Annotated in this window: 22 protein-coding genes; 9 read left to right on the top strand and 13 right to left on the bottom strand. The window is 50.9% G+C overall.

Going from position 1 to position 21,339, the window contains the following annotated elements; all coding sequences use genetic code 11:
* Positions 1 to 66: 66 nt before the first annotated feature.
* On the bottom strand, positions 67 to 939 hold the full coding sequence (locus F5984_RS24015; RefSeq protein WP_152126767.1) for an AraC family transcriptional regulator: 873 nt from the start codon (positions 937 to 939) through the stop codon (positions 67 to 69).
* Positions 940 to 1,135: 196 nt separating this feature from the next.
* On the opposite strand from F5984_RS24015, the gene F5984_RS26950 reads away from it, so the two are divergent.
* Positions 1,136 to 1,420, top strand: a complete 285-nt coding sequence (locus F5984_RS26950; protein ID WP_317163139.1) for an NmrA family NAD(P)-binding protein — start codon at positions 1,136 to 1,138, stop codon at positions 1,418 to 1,420.
* Positions 1,360 to 1,656, top strand: coding sequence for a helix-turn-helix domain-containing protein (locus tag F5984_RS24005; RefSeq protein WP_262884519.1), 297 nt, complete (start codon positions 1,360 to 1,362; stop codon positions 1,654 to 1,656). The genes F5984_RS26950 and F5984_RS24005 overlap by 61 nt, the downstream gene beginning before the upstream one ends.
* Positions 1,657 to 1,739: 83 nt before the next feature.
* Here the strand turns inward: F5984_RS24005 and F5984_RS24000 are convergent, their stop codons facing one another.
* The 7 genes from F5984_RS24000 to F5984_RS23970 form a co-directional block, all read right to left on the bottom strand.
* The gene (locus tag F5984_RS24000) at positions 1,740 to 3,392 is read right to left on the bottom strand and encodes a competence protein CoiA family protein (RefSeq protein ID WP_152126764.1); all 1,653 of its coding nucleotides are present in this window, start codon (positions 3,390 to 3,392) and stop codon (positions 1,740 to 1,742) included.
* 86 nt (positions 3,393 to 3,478) lie between these two features.
* Positions 3,479 to 3,937, bottom strand: coding sequence for a hypothetical protein (locus tag F5984_RS23995; protein WP_152126763.1), 459 nt, complete (start codon positions 3,935 to 3,937; stop codon positions 3,479 to 3,481).
* A gap of 2 nt (positions 3,938 to 3,939) precedes the next feature.
* Positions 3,940 to 4,170: a hypothetical protein gene (locus F5984_RS26635; protein WP_185155632.1), complete on the bottom strand. Its 231-nt coding sequence runs from the start codon at positions 4,168 to 4,170 to the stop codon at positions 3,940 to 3,942.
* A 284-nt stretch (positions 4,171 to 4,454) separates the two neighbouring features.
* Positions 4,455 to 5,735: a Y-family DNA polymerase gene (locus F5984_RS23985; RefSeq protein WP_152126762.1), complete on the bottom strand. Its 1,281-nt coding sequence runs from the start codon at positions 5,733 to 5,735 to the stop codon at positions 4,455 to 4,457.
* A 5-nt stretch (positions 5,736 to 5,740) separates the two neighbouring features.
* Complete coding sequence (locus F5984_RS23980) at positions 5,741 to 6,190, bottom strand: LexA family protein (RefSeq protein WP_152126761.1); 450 nt, start codon at positions 6,188 to 6,190, stop codon at positions 5,741 to 5,743.
* A gap of 90 nt (positions 6,191 to 6,280) precedes the next feature.
* Positions 6,281 to 6,571, bottom strand: a complete 291-nt coding sequence (locus F5984_RS23975) for a hypothetical protein (protein WP_152126760.1) — start codon at positions 6,569 to 6,571, stop codon at positions 6,281 to 6,283.
* A 25-nt stretch (positions 6,572 to 6,596) separates the two neighbouring features.
* Positions 6,597 to 6,842 (bottom strand): hypothetical protein, encoded by a 246-nt coding sequence (locus tag F5984_RS23970; RefSeq protein WP_152126759.1) that lies wholly within the window; start codon positions 6,840 to 6,842, stop codon positions 6,597 to 6,599.
* 369 nt (positions 6,843 to 7,211) lie between these two features.
* On the opposite strand from F5984_RS23970, the gene F5984_RS23965 reads away from it, so the two are divergent.
* From F5984_RS23965 to F5984_RS23935, 7 genes are all read left to right on the top strand, one after another.
* Entirely contained in the window at positions 7,212 to 7,391 is a 180-nt protein-coding gene (locus F5984_RS23965; protein WP_152126758.1) for a hypothetical protein, read from the top strand.
* A 2-nt stretch (positions 7,392 to 7,393) separates the two neighbouring features.
* Positions 7,394 to 7,621: a hypothetical protein gene (locus F5984_RS23960; protein WP_152126757.1), complete on the top strand. Its 228-nt coding sequence runs from the start codon at positions 7,394 to 7,396 to the stop codon at positions 7,619 to 7,621.
* Between the two features lie 63 nt (positions 7,622 to 7,684).
* Complete coding sequence (locus F5984_RS23955) at positions 7,685 to 8,386, top strand: hypothetical protein (RefSeq protein WP_394367451.1); 702 nt, start codon at positions 7,685 to 7,687, stop codon at positions 8,384 to 8,386.
* A 104-nt stretch (positions 8,387 to 8,490) separates the two neighbouring features.
* Positions 8,491 to 8,868, top strand: a complete 378-nt coding sequence (locus tag F5984_RS23950; protein WP_152126756.1) for a DUF3846 domain-containing protein — start codon at positions 8,491 to 8,493, stop codon at positions 8,866 to 8,868.
* Between the two features lie 108 nt (positions 8,869 to 8,976).
* Entirely contained in the window at positions 8,977 to 9,594 is a 618-nt protein-coding gene (locus tag F5984_RS23945; protein WP_152126755.1) for a PD-(D/E)XK nuclease-like domain-containing protein, read from the top strand.
* Positions 9,595 to 9,729: 135 nt separating this feature from the next.
* Positions 9,730 to 15,210 carry a sacsin N-terminal ATP-binding-like domain-containing protein gene (locus F5984_RS23940; protein ID WP_152126754.1) on the top strand — a complete coding sequence of 1,827 codons (5,481 nt, stop codon included), beginning with the start codon at positions 9,730 to 9,732 and terminating at the stop codon, positions 15,208 to 15,210.
* Positions 15,210 to 16,907, top strand: a complete 1,698-nt coding sequence (locus F5984_RS23935; RefSeq protein ID WP_152126753.1) for an AAA domain-containing protein — start codon at positions 15,210 to 15,212, stop codon at positions 16,905 to 16,907. The genes F5984_RS23940 and F5984_RS23935 overlap by 1 nt, the downstream gene beginning before the upstream one ends.
* Positions 16,908 to 16,962: 55 nt before the next feature.
* Here F5984_RS23935 and traN read toward each other — a convergent pair whose 3' ends face one another.
* From traN to F5984_RS23915, 5 genes are all read right to left on the bottom strand, one after another.
* Positions 16,963 to 18,045 carry a conjugative transposon protein TraN gene (gene traN / locus F5984_RS23930; RefSeq protein ID WP_152126752.1) on the bottom strand — a complete coding sequence of 361 codons (1,083 nt, stop codon included), beginning with the start codon at positions 18,043 to 18,045 and terminating at the stop codon, positions 16,963 to 16,965.
* A gap of 49 nt (positions 18,046 to 18,094) precedes the next feature.
* Positions 18,095 to 19,423 carry a conjugative transposon protein TraM gene (traM, locus tag F5984_RS23925; protein WP_185155631.1) on the bottom strand — a complete coding sequence of 443 codons (1,329 nt, stop codon included), beginning with the start codon at positions 19,421 to 19,423 and terminating at the stop codon, positions 18,095 to 18,097.
* A 102-nt stretch (positions 19,424 to 19,525) separates the two neighbouring features.
* The gene (locus F5984_RS26945) at positions 19,526 to 19,660 is read right to left on the bottom strand and encodes a hypothetical protein (RefSeq protein ID WP_262884518.1); all 135 of its coding nucleotides are present in this window, start codon (positions 19,658 to 19,660) and stop codon (positions 19,526 to 19,528) included.
* Positions 19,657 to 20,289 (bottom strand): conjugative transposon protein TraK, encoded by a 633-nt coding sequence (traK, locus tag F5984_RS23920; protein ID WP_152126750.1) that lies wholly within the window; start codon positions 20,287 to 20,289, stop codon positions 19,657 to 19,659. Before traK ends, F5984_RS26945 begins: the two co-directional genes overlap by 4 nt.
* Before the next feature lie 12 nt (positions 20,290 to 20,301).
* The gene (locus F5984_RS23915) at positions 20,302 to 21,330 is read right to left on the bottom strand and encodes a hypothetical protein (protein ID WP_152126749.1); all 1,029 of its coding nucleotides are present in this window, start codon (positions 21,328 to 21,330) and stop codon (positions 20,302 to 20,304) included.
* Between the last annotated feature and the right edge of the window lie 9 nt (positions 21,331 to 21,339).

Below are 21,339 nucleotides of genomic sequence, written 5' to 3'. Positions count from 1 at the left end.
ATACCACAAAATAATTGCCTTTTACCGGGCCAACATTGTACTGAATTATCTTATCATTCAACTGGCTTAACAAGTTTTCAAATACTTTCTTTTATACGCCAACGGCGAAATACCCTGCACTTTTTTGAACTGCCGATAAAAATTAGACAGGTTATTGAATCCAGTATTATAACAGATTACCTCGATCGACTGCCGATTGTCGATCAAAGCGCGACAGGCGTAACTGATGCGAACTTCAACCAGAAACTGACTGTATGTTTTGCGCGTCATTAGTTTGAAATACCGGCAAAACGACGTGACGCTCAGGTTTGCAATGCCTGCGATCTCTTCCAACGTAATGTCGCGGGTATAATTAGCCAGTGTAAATTCACAGACCGTATTCAGCCGAACGGTTTCCAGTTCGTTCGACTGGTGGAAGGCATAGGCTGAAGAAAGGGTTTCCATCGAGTCGGATTGAGCCAGTTGGGTCAGCATGGTGAGCAACAGGGCCACCCGATTTAGGGGGGCCGCTCCGACGGTGTTGTGCATCAGAGGCCGGATTCGCTCGGCTAATTCGCCCCGAATCAACAGCCCCCGTTTGGCCTGTTCGTAGAGTTTGGCGATTGGAACAGCCTCCGATAAGTGTAAAAAACCCTCCCCCAGCCAAGCTGGCAGAAAATGGATGACAAGGGCCTCAAAATGAGCGTTGGGGTCGCTCTGAAAATAGCGTTCACTGCATTGCCAGTTGTGCGGCAGGTTCTCGCCCAGTAAAATGATCTCCCCCGGCGAAAAGTTGGCGATGTGATCCCCGATAAATCGCACTCCCTCCCCCCGAACCACACAGTGTAATTCTAATTGAGGGTGGTAGTGCCAGATCGAACTCAGAGTCCGCGTGGCATCGTGCCGGGCCGTGAACGCGTCCTGCGTATTGGCGGGTACTTTATGATAATGCGGTCGCATGGAGCTGTAACGGGTAGCTAAGCTGACACTTACGATATCACGTCGTTTAAGTTATCCAGCCTTGTTCATCTACTCTTGATACGTACGATCCTCCGCGGTTTCTCCCTCGAAATACTACGCAACTGAGCAGGAGGCTGGCTGGCTTTCGTTTTCGTACAATTCTGACCGACGGGATACCCCTACCTTTGCTTTGTAAATGAACCAGTCAACAACTCGTAAACACATGAATACGACCGTAGTTTCAGCCAATCAGCCCACCCCAACTATCCTTGTCACCGGTGCGACGGGCAACATCGGCAGCGAATTAAGCAAACTGCTTGCCCAGCGCGGCATCGCCTTCCGGGCGATGGTCCGTAACCCAAATCAGGACTGGATACAGTTTCGCATTTTCGCCACACCCTTGTCGATCCGGTCAAGGCGGTGGCTCAGGCCCATACCATTTCACCCCGCACCGTGCAACTTCGCTTTCAGCAGCAGTTAGGTTATTCGGCCAAGGCGATGATGCGATTTGTGCGGTTCAAGAAAGTAGTCGCTCACCTGCTGGAAAACCCTGCGGCCCCACCCGACTGGTCTGACTTGGTTCTCAACTACGGTTACCACGATCAACCCCACTTAATTCGAGACTTTCAGTTTTACACGGGCCTGTCGCCCAGTGCCTTCATGATGCAAGTGAAGCAACAAGCCCTGTGCATTAGCCAGCCAGGGAAGTTTTATTAGGCCGATTTCCTGTGTCTCGTCCTGAAAAAACCGAGTGATTATGTAAGCACGATATCCCCTTTGACGCATTGTTTAACAGGTTTCTATGGAAATAGCTGACGTGGCGGAAGCCCGAGCCTTCTTCGGCGGGCTTCTTCGATCATCTCGCCCAACGCTTCACAAAAGTCGTGATCCTGATTGATGAGGCTGGCCAGGGCAGGCCCAACTTTATTCATCCGTGACATACGCATGCCTATCGGTTGTCGGCCTAAATCGTCCCGTTTCATGACCGTAATGACCATGTAGTCGTCGGCGGCTCTTAATTCTTCGATCACTTTTGCCCGTCGCTCATCCGTTTCGTCGGTGTACCCAACAGTCCGGGGTAAGCTCGGAATCGCTAACGCAGGTTCGTTCCGGTCAACCTGCTCCAACATCTCTTCTGCCGGTAGCTGCTCCGACGATGCGCCCAACAGTTTGGCTACTTTACACACGGTGTTGATCGCAACGCCACTTTGCCGCGCAATCTCACGCAACGACCAGTCAGGGTGCCCGGCGATGAGGGCAGCTACCTGTTGCGACTTCGGCTTTTGTAAGAACCGCTCATTGGCTTCAAGCCCTTGTGGGCGACCCACGTGAACGCCCTGCTGCCGGGCCTGTGCCATGCCTGTTTTGATCGACTCGCCACGGCTGGCACCCTTTTTTGTGGGTGAAGGGGCCAGCGAAGCCAGTTGATCCAGGATGATGGTTAGCTGATCGTCGTCGAACGAAAAGTACTCGGTCAACTTGCCTAACTTGGTTTGCTGCTGGGCGTATTTATGTTTGAAATAGCTTTCTAAATAGGCGTGGCCCGTTAGCTCAGTCAGAATGCCCACGTTCGTCACGTGGTACGTGTGCAGGTCCTGCCGAATCTCAGCCATTCGCTCGGCTAAGTTCGTGCGGCTGGTGATGCCGATTTTGAAGAGCGGAGGGCGGCTCTCGAACTCGATCAGTAGGAAGTACAGATGGAATCGCTCGAATCGCTCTCTCTCGGCCTGGAAGGCTTCCAAGTGAAGTTGCGCCGTTGCCAGTTTTCGACGCAAGGGCCCGTAGTCGTTGAGTAATGCCAATCCACCCCGCGACAACCAGTGGGGTATCCAATTGAGTTTCTTATTTTCCTCGTGCCAAAGTTGGTTTGGCCAGGCTTCCAACCCTTTGGCATAGCGGCCATTCCATCGACCCTCCGAAATGTAGTACAGTTCTTTATACTCGACGCTTTCCAGATCGCGCACTCGTTCGAGGTCGGGTAGTTCGGCGTTGTGATCGGCGACGTAGGCATCCCACTGCGTCAACACCTCAAAGTTGGTCTGCCGGACTTTGCTTCGCTGTTTTCGATTCGGATGGGGCTGGCTAATTTCAAAAAGCCTCTCACGAGCCTGGTCGATGTCGGCCCGCAGTTTGGTCATTTCCTCCTGATGTTGCACCTGTTCAGCCTGTAACCGAATACCGGTCTGCGTCATATCGTTTTCCTTCCATCTGGCCCATTCGGTCAGGCTCAGCGTCGTATCGACGTAGTGTTCGATGTGGAGGAAATCATAAACCGATACGTAGGCGCAGGTTTGACCCAGATGCGCGAAATGGTGCACCTTGACTTTGCCCTTCTTGGCGGCCAACGGTGTCCCGCAATGTGGACAAAAGCAGCCGCAGGCATCGTCCCGTGCCGCTTCGCTGATGTGCAGCAACTCCCCGTCGGCCAATTGGCCGTACAATAGCCAAGCCATTCCTTTTTTTGATACAAGTTACGAATGGAAGGGGAAAAAGCAAGGTATTTTTGAGACAGCTCTATTGGCTCAACTTCGATGAAGGCTCAAAGCGGTTCGCTCGACCACTTGTAGAAAGCGTAATCCGATTCACTCAGGTTGAGCCGCATAAATTCATCCATCCCGAAATCGTTGCGCTCCAGTACGTAGCGACGGAACGGCCAGCTTCGTTTAGCCGCTTCGAGTCCTCTGGTACGTTCGCCTTCCCGAACCTGTTCGTTCGGTAGGCCGTCCAGGTACTCCTCGAAGTAAATATGCAACAATTCGTTGGCTGACCTATTTTCCTGTTTACTCGCTAAGTGTTGTTCGAGCCATTCAACCAGATCTTCCGGTACGTTGGCGGTTTCATGATTCGTCAGGCCAGCTACGTCGTTGAATTGATGCTGGTAACAGTAGGCAGCGTTGCCGATCCGAAACTGACGTGCCCAGAACTCGCGCTCTTCTGGAGCAAAGTTGGCCAATTGCTCGGCCTGTATCTGATTGTATTTCTCGATGGGATGGCGCATTGTCACACATCGTTTTCTTCAACCTCGTCGGTATCGCTAAATAAACCTCTACCTTTCGGGTTTCGATAGATGATACTGTCTTCTTCGCTCTGGTAAAACACATTAGGGTCGGTTTCACTTCGCCGAAGTTCGCTCGTATTGGTGCGTTTGACCAGCCTGATTTGGTCGTATTCCAACTTAATACGTTCCTTTTCGGCAGGCAGTTGATTCTTCAGAATGACATCAAAGAGCATACCATCCTGCACAAATTCAGCATTCCAGAGCGCATCATAATTGATGAAAAGAGGGATGTTACGCCAGCGAGTCAGGGTACGTTCCGTTGGCGGTTGTATATCAAAATAGCCCGAATTAAATCCAGTAGAAGCAGTTGGGGTCCTTAATATCCTCAACCATCTTTTGCAGTAGACCAGGTAATTGATCCGTTGTTACTTCCATTGGTTGTGTCAGAGTATGTGGTTTAGAAAAGGATTTGCCACTACATTCAAAGTAAGCGATAATTTATGTTGAATCGTAGCATTCATTTGACAACCAGAATGTCTTTCCAGCGGGTTGTATAGCAGGGTGATACCCACTGCTGCTTGTGATGCCAGGTCGCATCATACCCCTGCACGGCAAGTCGAACCTTGTCGCGGCCGTGACGGTGGTTGAGCCGATCCACTACCTGATGCAGTTTGATATGCCGTTCGTCGGGTGTGTCGCAAAAAAAGGATGCCTGACGGTGTGTGTCAGGCACCAGATTAGAAAGTATGATACCCGCCTTCTGATACTGATAACCGAACTGATAGATAGACTTCAGAGCGGTTAGGGCGTAGGGAACCAGTTCGGCGTTGCTCGACGTCGGATGTGGCAACTGTACAGTGCGACTCCCGTAATACTGTTTGGCCAGTTCTCCGTTTGGCGAACGCCGGAACCGATTCGTGTGCAGAAATACCGTCAGGGTGCCGGCAGCGGAGTGTTGTCGGCGAAGCTTCTGAGTCGCGCGGGCCAGGTGCGTTGTCAATCCCTGAACAATTGTATCATACTCGGGCACGAGGTGCCCGAAACTCGGAGCCGAGCAGATGGCTTTTTTCGCCGGTGTCTCCACTTCCAGAAGTTTGCAGGGCGTACCGCGGAGTTCATAGGCGAGCCGAAGGCCATTAACGGTCAGGTGCTGGCTGATCCAGTCGTCGGGCAGGTCGCGAAACTGCGCGGCCGTGCGAATGCCGTTTCGCCGGAGCAGGGTAGCGTACCGGCTGCCAATCCCCCACAATTCGGTAACGTCGAATTCCTGAAGTACCTGGTCAATCAGGATGGCTGAGTCGAGGAGCAATACGCCCTCATACTCTCCTACCCGTTTGGCGAAATAGTTGGCCACCTTGCAGAGTGATTTCGTCGGTGCCAAGCCAATGCTCACCGGGATGCGCTGCCACTGGGCAATGGTTTGTCTGAGTTGCCGGGCAAACAGAGATAAGTCCGGGTAGATAGTTTCGTAATCGTTTAGATTTAGAAAAGCCTCGTCGATGGAATAGACCTCAACCTCCTCAACGAAGCGGCCGATGGTGGCCATGATGCGGGCCGACATATCCCCGTAGAGGGTGTAGTTACTGCTACGTACCTGAACGTTGTGCTGTTGTCGTAGCTCCTCCAGTTGAAAAAAAGGCGTACCCATTTTGATGCCGAGGGCCTTGGCTTCGTTGGAGCGGGCAATGACGCAGCCGTCGTTGTTGGAGAGCACCACAACGGCTTTCCCTTCGAGGGAGTGGTCGAAGCTCCGTTCACAGGAAACATACATATTGTTCACGTCGAGAAGCCCCAGCATGGTCGTCAGCGCGGTTTTTGAATAACCCACGTGACCACGCCAAATACCCGAAAGTTTTCGCCTTTGTGGACGTAGATGGGATCGTACTCGTCGTTCGATGAGAGCAGCACAATCATTTCCCCCGCCAGCCGCACGCGCTTGACCAGATTATCACCGTTAAGACTGACCACGGCAATGCGACCATCAACGTGATCGAAGGAGCTATCGACAATGAGAATGTCGCCCGGTTCGATGCGGTCGCCAATCATTGAATCCCCCGCAGCTCGCACAAAGTAAGTAGCTTCGGGATTGGTGATGCACAGATCGTTCAGGTCACAAACCCGCTCAATGTAGTCGGTGGCCGGCGAAGGAAAACCGGCCTGCACTCTGGAACTAAAGAAAGGAATCAAATACCGAGTTGTGCGCTTTGCCTTCACCAACTCGCCCGGCAATAACTGTTCGCTACAGGGTATCATAGGCTTAGTGTATAACTAAAATATACAATAAGCCGCTATGTTATACTTTTGTTATGGTTTCTCCAAATGTTGACCGGTTGACGGGGGTGGTTAGGACTCGACAAGGTGCAACAGCCGATTCAGAGCACTTTCCTTGTCGGCTTCGCCGAGACCATAGAAACAGACTACACCGTTGACCAGCCGGACACCATCCCAACGACCCATACTGTCCCGATAGATCACCGAGTAACCAGCCAGGTCGCCGAGTTCTGCGCGAATTTCATTCAGAACAAGCTCCATGTCGTTCGTCACGCTCCGATTTCCTAAATCAAGATCGACGATGGCAATTACGCTGCCCTCGACTGTGTAGGTGTAGTCGGCACTAAATCGGGTACGTTTCATAAGTCTGTTGAGTCAGGAGTTTTGATCAGGCTTCTTCCAGTTTTTTTATTTTCTCCAGGGTCTTCGCCACCTCTTCGTTGGCGTAGAAAACTTCTTCCAGAAATTCCCGCATATTCTTGCCCAGCAGGGCCGACACCTTCTTCAGGTCGCGATGCATGTAGGGCTCAATCAGCATCGTCTTGTACTCGTTGGGATTGGCTTTCTCTTCGCGCCTGATCTTAGATTTCGGACGCCCAGGTCCCTTGTTTTCAGTTGCCGCCTGCTCTTCCATATTACTGTGTATTTTTAATTATTATGCACAAGTTGCAAAGGTAGCTATTTGTTTGAGTATAGCAATTGCAGCCTGTCGCTGGCCCGGACACTAATCGGCACTTCCTACGTCAGTTTCGATCCGTGTTCGGGCCTAAAAAGCACAGGTTCGTACCTCACCCGTGCTGTCTGGTTTCTCGTTGCTTAGTGGTATTAGTTGCTGAAAATCAGCTATTTGTATTCAGAGAAAAAGCCATCCGGTTGCTATTAGGGCCTAAGGGAAACAAAGACCGGAGTTGTTAAAATAAGGGTGCAAAAATAATTATAGTGCATTGTATTTATTAGTGCTGTGTATTATCTTTACAGAGTAATCAATGATACAGAAAAGCACATGAAAACGACCAACCAACCACAAACCGAGCAGCCGACGACGGACGTAAACCGCGAAATGGTCAGCCTATCGGAGAGCCGCCCCAACTATCACAGTTTCGAGGAACGGGGAACGCTCAATAGCACGATTCAAGCCTTGTATATGCCATCCGTCGAGGAATTTTTCACCGAAATCTACTGACCATGACGACGACAGTAACGCTTGAAATCGAACTCGAAGTTGAATTCAGCCATACGCCCGGAACACCTGCCGATTACTGGTATCCCGGAGACCCCGCCGAGGTCGATATAAAGGCGGTGAGATTAGGAAACCACCTGATACCGCTAAGTGCCTTTAGTGCCGACGACCAGCAAGCCATCGAAGAAGCCGCGCTTTGTGAAGCCGAAGAATTTGAACCCGAATACAACTAATCAACTAACGGCCCGGATGGGCAACCACCGGGCCACTAACCAACTTTTTAACCCCTCAACGCCATGAAAGCAAACGGCAAAGTAACCCCCTCAGCAACAGTAAACAACAACACAACCGAACACATGGAAGCCATCCAGAACCCCGACGTTTCAACGGAATTAGTAGCCGCTCCCTCCCTCAAAATTTGGGAGAGAGTACACCCCCTGACGGGTGAAGTAGTCCCCAAGTATAAGTATTTGGAGGGCCACCCCAAGCAATACCGGTTTGATGCCAAAGAGGGCCAGTTTAATATAAACGGCGTGGATAAAATCGGTCAAACGCTCACGTTTCAGCCCCTTGCGTGGCGCATCTTCACGGATAATATCCTGAAAATGGGTACGAAAAACTGGGCGGAAATTTTCTTCATCGACGCGCAGGATTGCGTTTCGGCGGTACTCTTTCACGGGTATTCTGTGGACAATATTTTCCGGCTGATTGAGCCGCTTTACTACGACGACATGACGCTTGCCGACGTGGTGATAACGGCTACCGCTGAGAAGAAGGAAAACACCAAGATTCAGCCAAAGGGCATTTACCACATTGCCAGCTTCAAATATCAGTTTGGCGACCCCGAACGTACCCGCGAGTTAAAGGCATACGCCGAGGGCCGTAAGTTTTTCCGGCAGGAGACCCTTACCGACGTGGCCGACGTGAAAACGGCGTACAACTTCTTTAACCCGTTCAACGGCAACGGCGACGAAGAACCGGCATTACTGACAAATTAAGCAGGAATATGGCCGGGCGTTTCGCCCCACAGGTTGCAGCGTAACGGCTGAACGTCCGGCCCCCTCTCCATCCATTTCAAAACTTTTTAATTTCATCAATGATAATGAGCAAGCCTTTCAAAGTAATCAGCATTGACCCGACGCGCCGGGTAGTCGAAGAAATTGAACTGAAAAACAATAGCCTGAGAGCGGTTTACGACCACATCGGCTGTCAGTGCATCGACATCGTTTGTCGGCAACCGAACGGCGACGCGCTGACGGTGGACGACGAGGCCCTGTTAGTGGAGCCGCAGCCGCCCGCCTTCCAGTTTGACGGGTATTACGGGCGCATTCACGGCATCGCTATCGTAACGGGTTGCGACGACGAGGGCAACACCATTGCACCAGCATCGACGGTCGAAGAAATCCGGCAGAAGGTAAAGTTTATTGGCGACGTATATACAGAGCCGTTTTTGATGGTGGTGTCTTTCGACTGGCCGTAATATGGCCGAGGGAAGGTGGCAGGGGGTACTTCCCCCCTGCACCCCCGCCGTTCCAGGCACTACCCACCCTGCTGGTCTTTCTTCCCCTGTGGCCCAAAATCAAAATCTATGGATTACCGACAATTAAACCGAATTGCCAACAGTGACCTGACCGAACTGAAAAATCACATTTTTGGTCTGCCGCAGCGCAACACCAGTCAGGCGCAGGAGTTTGGCACCCGCTTTCATGACTACCTGCTGCTCGACAGCGACACCGTACCGAGCGGGAAAGGAGCCACCGCGACCCGGCGAATGCTGGACGTAGTGCGGGCCGATGCGTTCTTCGCCCGGCTCCTGCCCGAAGCTGAAATAGAAACCCCACAGTTCTGGAACGACGAGCAGACCGGCTTGCCCTGTAAGGCGCGCTTAGATATTCGCCTGCCCGGTGAAGGGTTGATTGTTGATGTAAAAACGACCTCGGCCCGTAGTCAGCGCGAGTTTGAATCAAATTGCTACCGCTACGAATACGACCGGCAAGCCGCCTTTTACCTCGACGGCTGCCGACAAGCCGGAGAGTGCGCCGACCGCTTCATCCTGCTGGGCATTCAAAAACACAAACCCCATAACCTGTACGTAGTGGAGGTGCTGGCCGACAGCATTTTTATGGACGGTGGCCGAAGGAAGTACCACCGACTGCTCCGCTCCTGGCAGGAAACGGGTTTCAGACCCTCATCGTGGGGCGGCTAAAGAAGCGTACCTTTGCGCCGGGCTGGTATCCAGCTTTATTATCATTGATTACTCGACACCCCGTCGGCGGCTGCTGACGGGGTGTTTTTGTAAGATGTCTAATAATATTTATGTTTCAGTCAAATTTTGATCCCAATGAATAACTCATCTACAGAGGCATTCTCATTAGAAATACTTCTTAAACGATACTGGCAAATACCCGAACTGCGATTTATAGGCCGTTATGTAGCAGACCCTGATGGTAAGAAGGCTAAGTTTGCAGACCTACGCTCCATGTCAGGAGACGCATTGTTTTTTCCGCCTAATAATGAGGCTATTGGTTTAAAGACAGGGAGAGCCTTCGCCTTCGTATTTGCAAACCCAAAACTGGCTGAAGGCGAGTATTATCAGTTTAATGCCCAGATCAATCAAAATGAAAGAGAGATTAAAAGAAACCCCCTTTTTGCTCCCCCTCAGCCTTTTGGTAAAGTATCAAATCTGGTTCAAAAGAGGATGGAAAAAGAGGAGTTTATAAAAAAGATTTTTCGTCAAACGGGAGCATCGCCTAAGGACGCAAAGGACTTAGCCAGATCCTTGAAAAACTTCCAGTTGGAGTTATATACCCGAACCGAACGGTTCATATTTGAGATTCTACAAAATGCTGACGATTTCCCGGTAGACAACCGCCCCGTTCAGGTAAACTTTGCGGCTTTGGATGAAAACATTTTGATTCAGCATAACGGCCGCTCGTTCGATGAAAGGGATGTCAGGTCAATTTGTAGTATAGGAGACAGTGCTAAGTCACAGACTGCATCTGCAACGGGCTACAAGGGTATTGGCTTCAAATCGGTGTTTACCCAGTCGAAACGGGTGTTTATTTCATCAGGTGGATATACATTTTGCTTCGACAAAGAGTACTCTGTCTATTCAGACTTTGGCAAGATGTACCCCAGAGCCGAATCAGAGTTTTTAGCAGAACAGCAAACTTACATTGGTTCAGACAACGTACCCTGGCAGATTAAGCCTATCTGGCGAGAAAAATACCTGTTCCCACGTGAGGTAAGAACCCGCGAAGATTTTTTCAGAGAAAATGTTTCTTTCTGCCTTGAGTTTGGTGAGACGAACAGTAAAGACTTCAAAAACAAAGCCTTGAAGTTTTTCGGGGAGCCGCGCTTTCTACTGTTTCTCAAAAACATAAACAGAATTTCTTATACTGAAGGAGAAGGAGCAAACCGTCTTTTTGTAGAACGGTCTGTGGACGGAGACATGATTACTCTGCTCGGTAATCAAAATCCTAAAACGTACATCATCTACCAAACACCGCAGGTTGATTTTTCCGATCACAGTAGTGAATTAATTGCGATTGGTAACGTACCAAAAAAACTAATTGATTATCCTTACCTTAACCTAACCTTCGCAGGGCTGTTGGAGGATGGGAATATTGTTCCAGAACCTGATACAGTTCTATTCACTTATCTGCCCACTGAGGATAAGACCTATGGATTTCCTTTTCTGGTTAATGCAGACTTTGTGATGACTGCTAACCGGGAGCAAATTCCGCCAGACAATAAATGGAACGAACTGGTCTTCAAAGAAATCGGCTACAACGTATTTGTCTGGATCAAGCATATTATTGAGACGAATCCAGAGCGAGTTGCGTCTGCCTATCGGCTGATTCCAGAACCTCCTGCTCAAGACACCTTAGTTTGCCAGGCGTTTCAGGAAGGGTTTGATAAAGCCATCCGGGAAATTCCATTTATTCTCAACCAATCAGGAACACTCCAATGTCTCGATGATACGCTGATTGATAAAGCGGGTTTGAGCCAATTATTACAGGATGACTTTGCTTCAATCACTGGACAGAGTAAACAGCCAATCAGTGATAAGGCCGAGACTCGACCTATCGAAAGACTCTGCACAACCACAGGGTTAGGCCAGGTATTTGGCAGGGAAGAGTTACTGTCGCTAACCGATGAATCCACATTTCAGGACTGGCTAAAACACCCCACCAACAACGCCAATTTCCTCCAACTCCTCCACGAAAAACGCTGGCTTGCTGGATTTAAAGACCAGGCTATTTTCCTCAACCAGCACAATGAGTTGCAGACTGCCAACGGCCTTTGGCTTGACCTCGGCGATGACCAGCCCCTGCTCGACTGGATGCCAGTGGCTTACCTTCATCCGGAAGTACGCCAGCAAACCAGTCAGTTCAAAGTTCCTGTTGAGTCATACAATCCCATTGAATTCATTGCGGAGGCCATTTTGCAGAACAAGCAGGCTGTTAATGACCTACTCGGCCAAAAAGCCAACAACCTCAGCTTTTATCGATACCTGTTCAAACATCGCAATAAGCTCACCACCGACCATCTTAGTAAGGACAAACTATTCTGGTTCAAAGTATGGGGTAAGCAAGACGATGAAGAGCATATTATCAGCTTTCAGAATGACCTGAGTTTGTACGCTCATCATTCTAAACTAAACCGCCTGTTAGAAAGCCAAGCGTTTCCGAAAGGTCATTTCTGTCTCCTCTCCTCCGAGTTTGCAGAAACGCCCAACCAACAACCAGAATGGGATAAATTCTGGCAACGGTTCAACGTCAACTTATATTCTGCGGCCTCATTTCTAAAGGATGAAATTCTGGACCAAATTTCTAAGCTAAACGCCCACTTCGGCAAGTACACGGCTTTTGATGACGAGGCATCAGAGGAATATCTACAGCTTCAGCAAGGCAGTATTAGCGTATGGCAATCTATAAATGACAGCCTACCTACTATCTCTGCCAATGAGCTGAAGAGTACTCAGCGAAAGTTGAGCACGCTTGTCGTTTTCACAGCTAATGAAGGCCAACCCAAACCACTGAAAGATTGCTACTTGCCAGAAAGCTACACTGGTAGTGATGCCATCAAGCAGCTCGTGAAGGAATATTCCTTAACCGATATTCATTTCGTCTCGGACGTTTATCAAGACCAAACGGGGGTTAATTGGAGAAAGTTGTTTGGGGATTGTGGCGTTGACACCGATACCTCTGATGCAGTTAGGAAGCATGTCCTACCGAGTCTTAAAAACCTGTCAGATGCCCAGAAAATCGTTTCTTTTACCGGGCTGATAATCAGCGAGTACACCAACCTTAAAGCTGACTCAGCAGCCATTGCTGAGCTAATAAATCACCTCAAATGCAAAACAGCCGAGGGTAATCTCGTACCTATGCGGGATGCTTTACTTGGTTCTTACTATGAAGAGAATACACTGATTAACTCGATACTGCCATCAGTAGAGCTGCCCAACCAAATTTCTGACGAATATGCTACGTCCGGGTCCGGCAAGGCGAAATGGGTTGAGTTCTTCAAAGCACTTGGAGCTATAGTACCCACCGAGCAGGACATTATCAGCCGTAAGATAGATCAACTACTGGCGAATCAGTCAACCTATAACACGCCCGAAACAACCGTTTCACTGGTTGGCGAATTACTGATCCTGCACCAGCAGGAAAAGCTGACAGAAGTTCATCTCAAAAAGTTAGCAGAACTCTGGTTGTTAGTTAGCTCCGATGAAGGCACAATGTTGGCGGTCAGCCGGTGCCATCTGCCGAGCGTTTTGAAACCAGCCCTCGATCTGGAACAACTCTTGCCACAGGAGGTTAGACCCAAGATTTTCGTAACGCCTGACTACATCGTTAGACAGGAGGATCAGTTAGAACTTAAAGACTTCCTGATTACTATTGGGGTTCAGACTGATTTAAGGTTCATTTATAAAGGGTCTGTTGGTCGGGATGAATTACCGGATGAGTATCGCAAGTATGCGGATACTACACATAACTACATACCTGACAATGCTAAACTTTATGCGTCTCAACACAGCATAAGCCCTTGGAGTTTAATTAACTATCAGTCTTACCTATCCAGCCCTCAGATAGCGGCCTACTTTTGGGATAAAGTATTGAGTACGAAATGGCCCTTGGTCAAACATCTCGCAAATGTGACCTATAGCTGTAGGTACAATAATTACACATTTAAAAACTATATAGCCTTTACGCTTCAGACAGCGAGAGTTATTCCAAACCTCGCAGGTGAATACGTCACGGCATCGGCCTTGTACTCAATCCAGCATAAAGACCTGATTGACGACCCCGCACTTACCCCAGCCATTGACTTGAGCAGCATTGAGGTTGAAAACAAGGTACTGGAAGAATGGCTGGGCATCCGGCAGTCGGTTCCGTTACGCTATTACCTCCGCCGAATCAGCCAAGTGCATGATCTTTATTCGCTCAAAGAAGCAGGTATCTGGGATAAGGTAGCTGACATTCTAAAAAAGCCATCGCCAGTTCTCGAAGAAGCCGACAAGACCGACCTTGACGATTTTAAGGCCAATGGCACTTTGCCCAACCAGTTGGGCGATTGGCGACCCGTGAAGGACCTCTACGTCATCATCGATGGCTTCAAATTGGGTATTGGTAAATGGAAACAGCTTATCCACAAAGATTTAGTCAAACTGGCCGAAAAACTTGGCGTTACTACCTTAACAGAAGCCGATTTTGAGTTTGCATCTGAAAAGCCGCATCAGGACTGGAAGTTGAGATATGAAATCATTAAACGCTTGAAATTCATAGCCTTTGCTGAAGATAACACCCGTTGGCAAAATCTTGAACAGGAATACCGCCAACGCATAAACAGTTTCACCTTCTATCAGACTGATGAAATTCTCTTTGTGTGCAAAAAGGTGGCCGACCTGAAAAGTACAGAAAGAGATTTCTATGAAAACGGAACAGAAATATACTATCTCGGCTCCTGGAATGAGCCACGTGCTGGAAAACTCATCGAATTCCTTTATCGGAAACTGAGCCTTGAAAAAACTTCACAGAAACAGTTTAATGATTTTCTGTTTGGTACCGAGAAGAAAATAATTGACCTTTTTGACCAGCGCAACCTACCTGTCCCTGAAGAATGGCGACCCAAATCACCTGTTGTAAATCAGCCCGTTCAACTTACAACATCTCAAACGTCGGTTGGGATCTCTCAGCCTGGAGATAATCCGGTAGGGTCATCTGAACAGGAAGATGAGTCTGAATCGGAGCAGACAGTTACCCCAATTGACACCCTCGCCAAAAAAGCAGCTATATCCGTTGGCCTAAGCCCCGAAGAACAGAAGCAACGCAACCAGGAAGCTAAAAATGTACTATTGAACTGGCTTAATGCTCATCCAGAATATGACTGTTCGGATGCCGAATCAGACGACTACCAGATAGCAAACGTGCGGGGGCGGGCGACTGGAAAAACCCTGACCTTCTTTATCAGCAGTGTGGTTAAGGGAACGCTGTACGTTTGGCCCGCCCGATGGCTTGAGTTCGGGAAACCAAACACGCGCTGGGCGTTGGTGATTAACGACCATGTCGAAATATTGAGCGACCAGCAAGAACTGCTTGATCGGTATAGCCGTACCCTACTTCGGGTGCATAACAATGCTGCACCTGTACTGGAAGACCTGACTGCCGTTGCTGAACAGACACAGTATTCTCAAACGTGGCAGTTTATGTTCTACGATCCCACAGACGAATATTACAGCACTCCCCGAACACGACGACCCCAGAGTGATACCGGCCCCGTAGATGTTACCCCCGCCGAAGATGATATTCTCGACTGATGCAAATAACTATCAAACAACACGAACGACTGCTCATTCGGGAGCATAAGTTACAGGAAGACGAACACGCCAGGATTCTGAATGAGTCGGCAATTAACCTTCGGGCGGCTGGCAAGTTATACGTGGCAATGCTGGCTGGCATTGACGAGTTGCGCGGAAACGTTATACTTCGGTTCAGCAGCAAACGTCCGTTTCCCCGGCGCAATGAGCATATAACAGCCATTGTTGCTGCCAGAGAACACAACGACCCGTCCAGATGGCAGCACACCACATACCGTACCATTCAGGCCAAAGCACAGCGTTTTTGTGAGTTGGTGGCAGTCTGGTATCGCTTTGAGGAAAATGACCGGCTTGTCATCGGCTTTCGCGGAGCGACCGCCAATTTCCTCGCTGACTTGCCGCCTGGTACTGCCCTTATACTTGGCCCCCAGGAACCACCAACTGCCTACCTCGAAAATCTGATTTCGTTACTCCAGGATGCTCACCTGTACCCGCGCTTTCAGGATACCGTCAGTATTGATGTATCGGGCAAAACCTGGAACCCCGAACCACTGACGAACGATAGCACCACGTCCCTACTGCTGTCGGCCCAGTTAGCGCTTCACCGGGATATAATTATTCAGGGGCCACCGGGCACGGGCAAATCGTTCCTCATTGCTAATCTATGTGCCGACTTTTTACGACAGGGGAAAAAAGTACTGGTCACGGCCTTGACTAACACCGCTCTGATGGAGTTAGCTGAGAAGGATGGTCTGACTGATTTTTTACAGTTAGGAAGCGTGTATAAAACCAGCCTTTCGACCGATGAGTCCAAGCGACTACCAAAACTGAGAGAGGGTGCCGACTATGCACATTTACCAGGCACATTGCTCCTATGCAGTTACTATAAACTGAGCGAAAAAACACGGCTGGCAACAGGCGCACAATTTGATTTGGTCATTGTTGAGGAGGCCAGCCAGGCGTTCCTGGCTACGATTGGAGCAGCCCGGCATCTCGGCGAACAATGCGTTATCGTTGGCGACCAGATGCAGTTACAACCTATTCGGGCCACTACCGACGGCGACATCGAGCATCCTTCACTCAAAAAAGCCTTTAACGGCCTGTCCACCCTGGCCGACAGTGAACTTACTACTTCAAAATTTATTCTTCAGCAAACGTTCCGGCTACCCCCTTACAGCACGTACCTGACCAATGCGTTCTACGGCGGGCGTTTGCAGTCGGTACAACCTCAACTCAAACCTCTTCACTATCCGCCTGCCTTTCCGGTTCCAGAAAAGAGCGTTCACCTCATTGAATTGCTCATGGCGGCAGGTGTAAAGGCTCCCCAGAATGCCATTGCCCAGGTTACTCAACTGACAGGGGAGTTGCACCGATTGAATCTGAAAGCTACGATTGCCGTTTTGTCGTTTTATGTTGTTACGGTCAAAGAGCTTCAACAGCGTATTTATGCTGATCTTGGCTACTCAGAGCGGGTAACCGTGGAGACTATTGACCGCATTCAGGGGTTGACGGTAGATGTTTGTATCTTACTCATCCCAAACAATGGGCTTAATTTTTCGCTCAACCCGAACCGATTTAATGTGGCAACCAGCCGCGCTCGTCATAGGACGATCATCGTTTTGCCCAATGACCTGGATGTTGATGAACTCGAGCCGCGAGTAAAAAAGTACCTCACTGAGGCTAAGCAAGAATATTAGGAGTACAAAAAAAGCCGCTGATTAAATCAGCGGCAGTAACATCGAATAGAGATTTTTACAACGGCTTCGCCTTCATAATCACCCGATTATTCACCGAAAATGCCAGTTGCCGCCCGCCGTTGTGTTCGCCGGTCTGGACCTGCAAGACCTTGTCGGCGGGGATGGTGAACCGCTGGAAAGCGTAAACTTTCTCGACCTGCGAATGGCCTTTCACGGTGCGAATGGGGCCGTTATGGATGTAGATCGGGCGTACCTCGATTTCCTGATGGGAGGCTTCTTTGGCAACGGTCTTATCAACGATAAAGAAGCGGACGTAATCGAGGTCGTAGTTGAGGTTTGAGCGGTTGCGGAACGCCACGCGGTAATACAGGACGTTTTCTTTCACAAAAACGCCTTTCAGCTTCACGGCCATCTTACTGCGATCATCACCGATGCGCCGGATTCGGCGGGCTTTGTGCAGCACGCGGTCGCTGGCCAGAGCCAGATCAGACTGAGAGGCCGCTACATTGGCGAAATGCACGGAACCCGGGCTGGATTGCCCCGGTCTGGATTGACCAGCCTGCGATTCCGTTCCGCCGAGCGGTTGTGTGCGAGCTTTCAGATTGACCTGGTCGCCCACCAGATTCATGGCCAGGGCAGCCGGGCTTTCGTTGTAGCTGACTACGAAACTGTAGAACTTTCCATCGGCCGTGATGACCGAGAAGTTTGTTTCGTTGAACCCGATTTGATTAGCCTTTACTTTTAGAACGTTCTCGACGTCGGCGGCTTTATCGGCGATGATGTCGCGGCTCCCCAGATCAACGGAGCGCACCGGAGCCGGAAAAATGATGCTCACCGTTTTGTTATAGGCCAGCTCAACCGGGTACGACCGAATAACCTGCGCAGTCGGCGCGGCCATTTCCGGTAACAGGGCCGTTGGAGTAGCCGCCGTATTCGCCGGAGCTGCCGGCATTGCTGGGGCTGTGTCAGAGCCGAGCGAAGCGGGTACGTTCACCGGACCTTTCGCCGACGTAGCCAGCGCCGTAGAGGTCGAGGACACAGCCCGGCGTTTATACGATGCGGGAATTGCTTTCTTTTGGGCGTAAACGCTCGTCAGTGATGTGCTTCCAATCAGCAGGAAACAGACAATCTTTTTCATGATTTCAGTTTTACTAAAAATTAGTAATACAGTTTTATAGTGTTACTGTCTATCGCAGCAATACGTAGTAATTGCTCTTCAGGGCGGCTTTCTGTAATCGGGCTTTGCGCTGGAATAGGTTCTGCACCCCACGTACCCCTGCCTGAGCCGCTGAAGCAGCCGCTGCCTGACCAATGTTGCTGCCGCTGGTTGGCGTATTGATGTTCACCCCGCCAATGGCCTGCGCGGTTGCCAGCCGTCCTTCCTGCACCGCAATCACGTTGGGTACGTAGATGCCGGGTAATCCATCCATGTCATACACCGATAGCCGAATCGGGTAAATGCGGTTTTGAAGCTGCACCGATGTGATCTGCACCCCTACCCGCTCTGCGCCAAAGTTGCCCACGCCGTAGAGCAGTGTTCCGCGAGGGATGACCACGTCCTGAATCGTCATGTCTTCCAGCAGCCGCAGTTGAACGCGCCCCCCGTTCACAACCGTCTGATTCTGGTTGATAACAGCACGGAAGGTACCATTAATGGCCTCATCGCGGCTTTCGCTCTCCTGACGGGATTCCTGCGAGAAAAGTCCATAGAAACTGTTCCGCGACCGGTCGAGGCCATCCAGACCGCTCACCACATCCGACTTCGCCAGCTTTTGGGGCTTTAATTCAGCTTCCTGACGGGCCACCGCCTTAGCGTCCTTGTCGCGCTTGTATTCTTCGAGCAGGGATTTCAGCCGGTTGAGGTCCTGGGCTTTTTTGTATTGCACGGCGGGCGATGCCTGGGGTTTATCATCATTATCATCCTCATCGTCGTTGTGTGCCACAGTACGAGGACGGGCTGAGGACCGGTTCGGTGCCGATTCAGCAGGCGTTTCGTAGTAGTCGCTGAGCGTTTTGAACTCCTCATCGGTGGGGACGTTTCGGCGGTACATATACCGGTCGAGCGAACCCGGAACGGACGCGCCGGGCGCAGCAGCTACCCCTCCCCCACTTGCTGCACCAGTCATGCCAGGCAACGCCATCGAAGGCGACACAGCCGGTGACGAGGGGCTAACCGTTGGAACGCCGACCGTCGGAGCGCCGAGCGGCTGCATCCCTGCACCGGTAGCTGTAAGCGATGCCTGACTGTCTGCACCGGGCAGAGCCATCGGCACCGACTCGTGCGCCTGTGCCATCAGGTCTAATTTCGATTTCGATGTAGAATCGACGAGGGCAGAGGGTACGGTCGTGTTGAGGTTATTGGCTTCAAGTAGTTCAGGTTCGCGGTTCTTCACCTGGTGAACTACAAAAGCGGAGATAGACAGGAGCAACAGGCCGAGGGCCAGCCGAAACCGCCCATCGGCAAGGAGTTCACGGACGTCGCGCTTGTGCTGTCCGGTTTGTGTCAGAGTTGCCATACAGAGTATTTGTCGAGTTTTGGGAATGCGTGTTTTTAAACAGATGCTGGCGGCCATAAAGGACGCTCAGAGCCAGTAGGCATAGCACACCGGCAAACGCTGTCAGGAGGGCCAGTCGCCGTAGTTGTAGTGGATGCCTTTCCCAGCCACGTACCTGCCGCAGCAGGTACCGGGCCGATACCCACCACAGCCGCCTGAGTAATTGGCGTAGTGGATTGGGGTTCGGGCGTAGGTCAATCACGGTTGATGGTTTCGAGATCACCGTTTTCCAGTACTTTCAGCCGCTCAATCATGAAGCCGTGCGAATTGTTGTCGGACCGGTCGATGTCGATCAGGTTGCACTCAGTTATGAGTCGGCGCGTGGTGATGGTGTTGGCCCGCACCAACAATTGCCGGGCGTAGGTACGTACCGAAAAAGGCGACTGGTTTCCTGTCAACGCAATCGAATCAACTTCCACTTTCTGAATCACGTTGCCCTGAATAAGCTGGGTGAAATACCCTTTTTCCCTGAGGTCCGTGTAGAGCCGCATGATCGATGCATCGCCGTAGTATGCCGCTTCGCGGATGTGGGTGTCGATGGCCGTTTCGTCGGGGTCGAGGTTGAAAAACAGCCGGTGAAACGCCCGGACATGGTCTTTTGCTTCGGCAGACCGGTTCACGTTCATATCCTGCGCGAGAGCCAGCGTCAGCGACTTACCATTGTCAAGCACGTAGATTTTCTCCCGGCTCTTCTCGACCGTGTCCAACGCCCAGAAGGCAACGACCGCAGCAAAGGCCAGCGAGAGTACAATCGCGCCGATGGCTACCAGCCGCACCAGCCGAAAGGAGCTTTCCAAATTGGTCAGGTATCTGAAATTAGTGTTCATAACGTAGTTGAATTAGCGAATAGCCCGTTGAAACCGTCCTGACGCACTACCCGCCAGCGCACCCGCCCCGGCACTGCCGACGTTTACCGTTGTTTTGCCTGCCGAGGCAATTGGTTGAATGGCTGACGAAGCCCCGCTGCCCACCCCGGCCGATTCCAGTATCCAGCCGGTAACTTTCGGCACGAGCAGGTAGCCGATGGTACCGATGACATAAAAGACAATCATCGTGAAGTCGGTACCGACGGTGGCTTCGGGAGCCGTGTTCTGCAACTGGGCAATGTCGATGCGGAGCATGGTGATGTGTACCTGCTCTATGATACCGCCGAAAATGTTGGCCACCGGAATCCACAGCATCACGTGGATGACCCGCGCCAGCCAGGTGGCCAGCGATCCATAGAACCAGTCGAAGCAGGCCAGCCCGAACGTCAGTGGCCCCACGATGAAGAGAATGAGCAGAAAGAACGTCTGAATCACTTTGAGCCCAGTTGCCGCAGCCGTGTACAGCATCTCCGATACCCACCGGATCATTTCGTCAAACCAGACGCTCATGCCGTACTGCATGGCATTGGCCGCCAGCCGACCCAGGGCCACCCCCGGAATCACTTTCTGAGCCGTCGACCACCAGTCGCTACCCTCGCCGGTGATGATTTCAGTATTGGTCTGTTCCCACTTTTTCTTGAGCAGGGCATCTTTCTGAGCATTGAGAATCTTCACCTCCTGCCGACTGTCGTTCACCAGTGTCGAGGTGCCGCTATCCAGTGCGTTACCAATGCCGGTCAGCCCATCGACGAGAAAGGGGTAAGCAATGAGGGCCAGGGCCAGCGCAATAGGCCGCAGCAGTGGAAAAACATCAATCGGTTGTCCGCGAGACCAGTCGCTCCAGATTCGATAGAAGACGTAGCAAACGGCACCCAGCCCGCCCACGGCCTGCCCCAGCGAGATGAAATCGCCGAAGTGGGGCCGCATTGTAGCGAACAGTTGCTCAGTGGCCACCTCCACCGATGAGGCTACCGGTGCCTGTAAAAGAATTGTCGATAGCATCCTGATAAA

The sequence above is a fragment of the Rudanella paleaurantiibacter genome (genome assembly GCF_009184635.1).
Lineage (GTDB): Bacteria > Bacteroidota > Bacteroidia > Cytophagales > Spirosomataceae > Rudanella > Rudanella paleaurantiibacter.
This window is presented reverse-complemented; position numbering and strand designations above follow the sequence as displayed.

Excerpts from the sequence above, each read along its gene's own strand:
- F5984_RS24015 (WP_152126767.1), bottom strand. The coding sequence starts at position 939 with ATGCGACCGCATTATCATAAAGTACCCGCCAATACGCAGGACGCGTTC.
- F5984_RS26950 (WP_317163139.1), top strand. The coding sequence starts at position 1,136 with ATGAACCAGTCAACAACTCGTAAACACATGAATACGACCGTAGTTTCA.
- F5984_RS24000 (WP_152126764.1), bottom strand. The coding sequence starts at position 3,392 with ATGGCTTGGCTATTGTACGGCCAATTGGCCGACGGGGAGTTGCTGCAC.
- F5984_RS23995 (WP_152126763.1), bottom strand. The coding sequence starts at position 3,937 with ATGCGCCATCCCATCGAGAAATACAATCAGATACAGGCCGAGCAATTG.
- F5984_RS26635 (WP_185155632.1), bottom strand. The coding sequence starts at position 4,170 with ATGCTCTTTGATGTCATTCTGAAGAATCAACTGCCTGCCGAAAAGGAA.
- F5984_RS23985 (WP_152126762.1), bottom strand. The coding sequence starts at position 5,735 with ATGCTGGGGCTTCTCGACGTGAACAATATGTATGTTTCCTGTGAACGG.
- F5984_RS23980 (WP_152126761.1), bottom strand. The coding sequence starts at position 6,190 with ATGATACCCTGTAGCGAACAGTTATTGCCGGGCGAGTTGGTGAAGGCA.
- F5984_RS23975 (WP_152126760.1), bottom strand. The coding sequence starts at position 6,571 with ATGAAACGTACCCGATTTAGTGCCGACTACACCTACACAGTCGAGGGC.
- F5984_RS23970 (WP_152126759.1), bottom strand. The coding sequence starts at position 6,842 with ATGGAAGAGCAGGCGGCAACTGAAAACAAGGGACCTGGGCGTCCGAAA.
- F5984_RS23965 (WP_152126758.1), top strand. The coding sequence starts at position 7,212 with ATGAAAACGACCAACCAACCACAAACCGAGCAGCCGACGACGGACGTA.
- F5984_RS23960 (WP_152126757.1), top strand. The coding sequence starts at position 7,394 with ATGACGACGACAGTAACGCTTGAAATCGAACTCGAAGTTGAATTCAGC.
- F5984_RS23955 (WP_394367451.1), top strand. The coding sequence starts at position 7,685 with ATGAAAGCAAACGGCAAAGTAACCCCCTCAGCAACAGTAAACAACAAC.
- F5984_RS23950 (WP_152126756.1), top strand. The coding sequence starts at position 8,491 with ATGAGCAAGCCTTTCAAAGTAATCAGCATTGACCCGACGCGCCGGGTA.
- F5984_RS23945 (WP_152126755.1), top strand. The coding sequence starts at position 8,977 with ATGGATTACCGACAATTAAACCGAATTGCCAACAGTGACCTGACCGAA.
- F5984_RS23940 (WP_152126754.1), top strand. The coding sequence starts at position 9,730 with ATGAATAACTCATCTACAGAGGCATTCTCATTAGAAATACTTCTTAAA.
- F5984_RS23935 (WP_152126753.1), top strand. The coding sequence starts at position 15,210 with ATGCAAATAACTATCAAACAACACGAACGACTGCTCATTCGGGAGCAT.
- traN (WP_152126752.1), bottom strand. The coding sequence starts at position 18,045 with ATGAAAAAGATTGTCTGTTTCCTGCTGATTGGAAGCACATCACTGACG.
- traM (WP_185155631.1), bottom strand. The coding sequence starts at position 19,423 with ATGGCAACTCTGACACAAACCGGACAGCACAAGCGCGACGTCCGTGAA.
- traK (WP_152126750.1), bottom strand. The coding sequence starts at position 20,289 with ATGAACACTAATTTCAGATACCTGACCAATTTGGAAAGCTCCTTTCGG.
- F5984_RS23915 (WP_152126749.1), bottom strand. The coding sequence starts at position 21,330 with ATGCTATCGACAATTCTTTTACAGGCACCGGTAGCCTCATCGGTGGAG.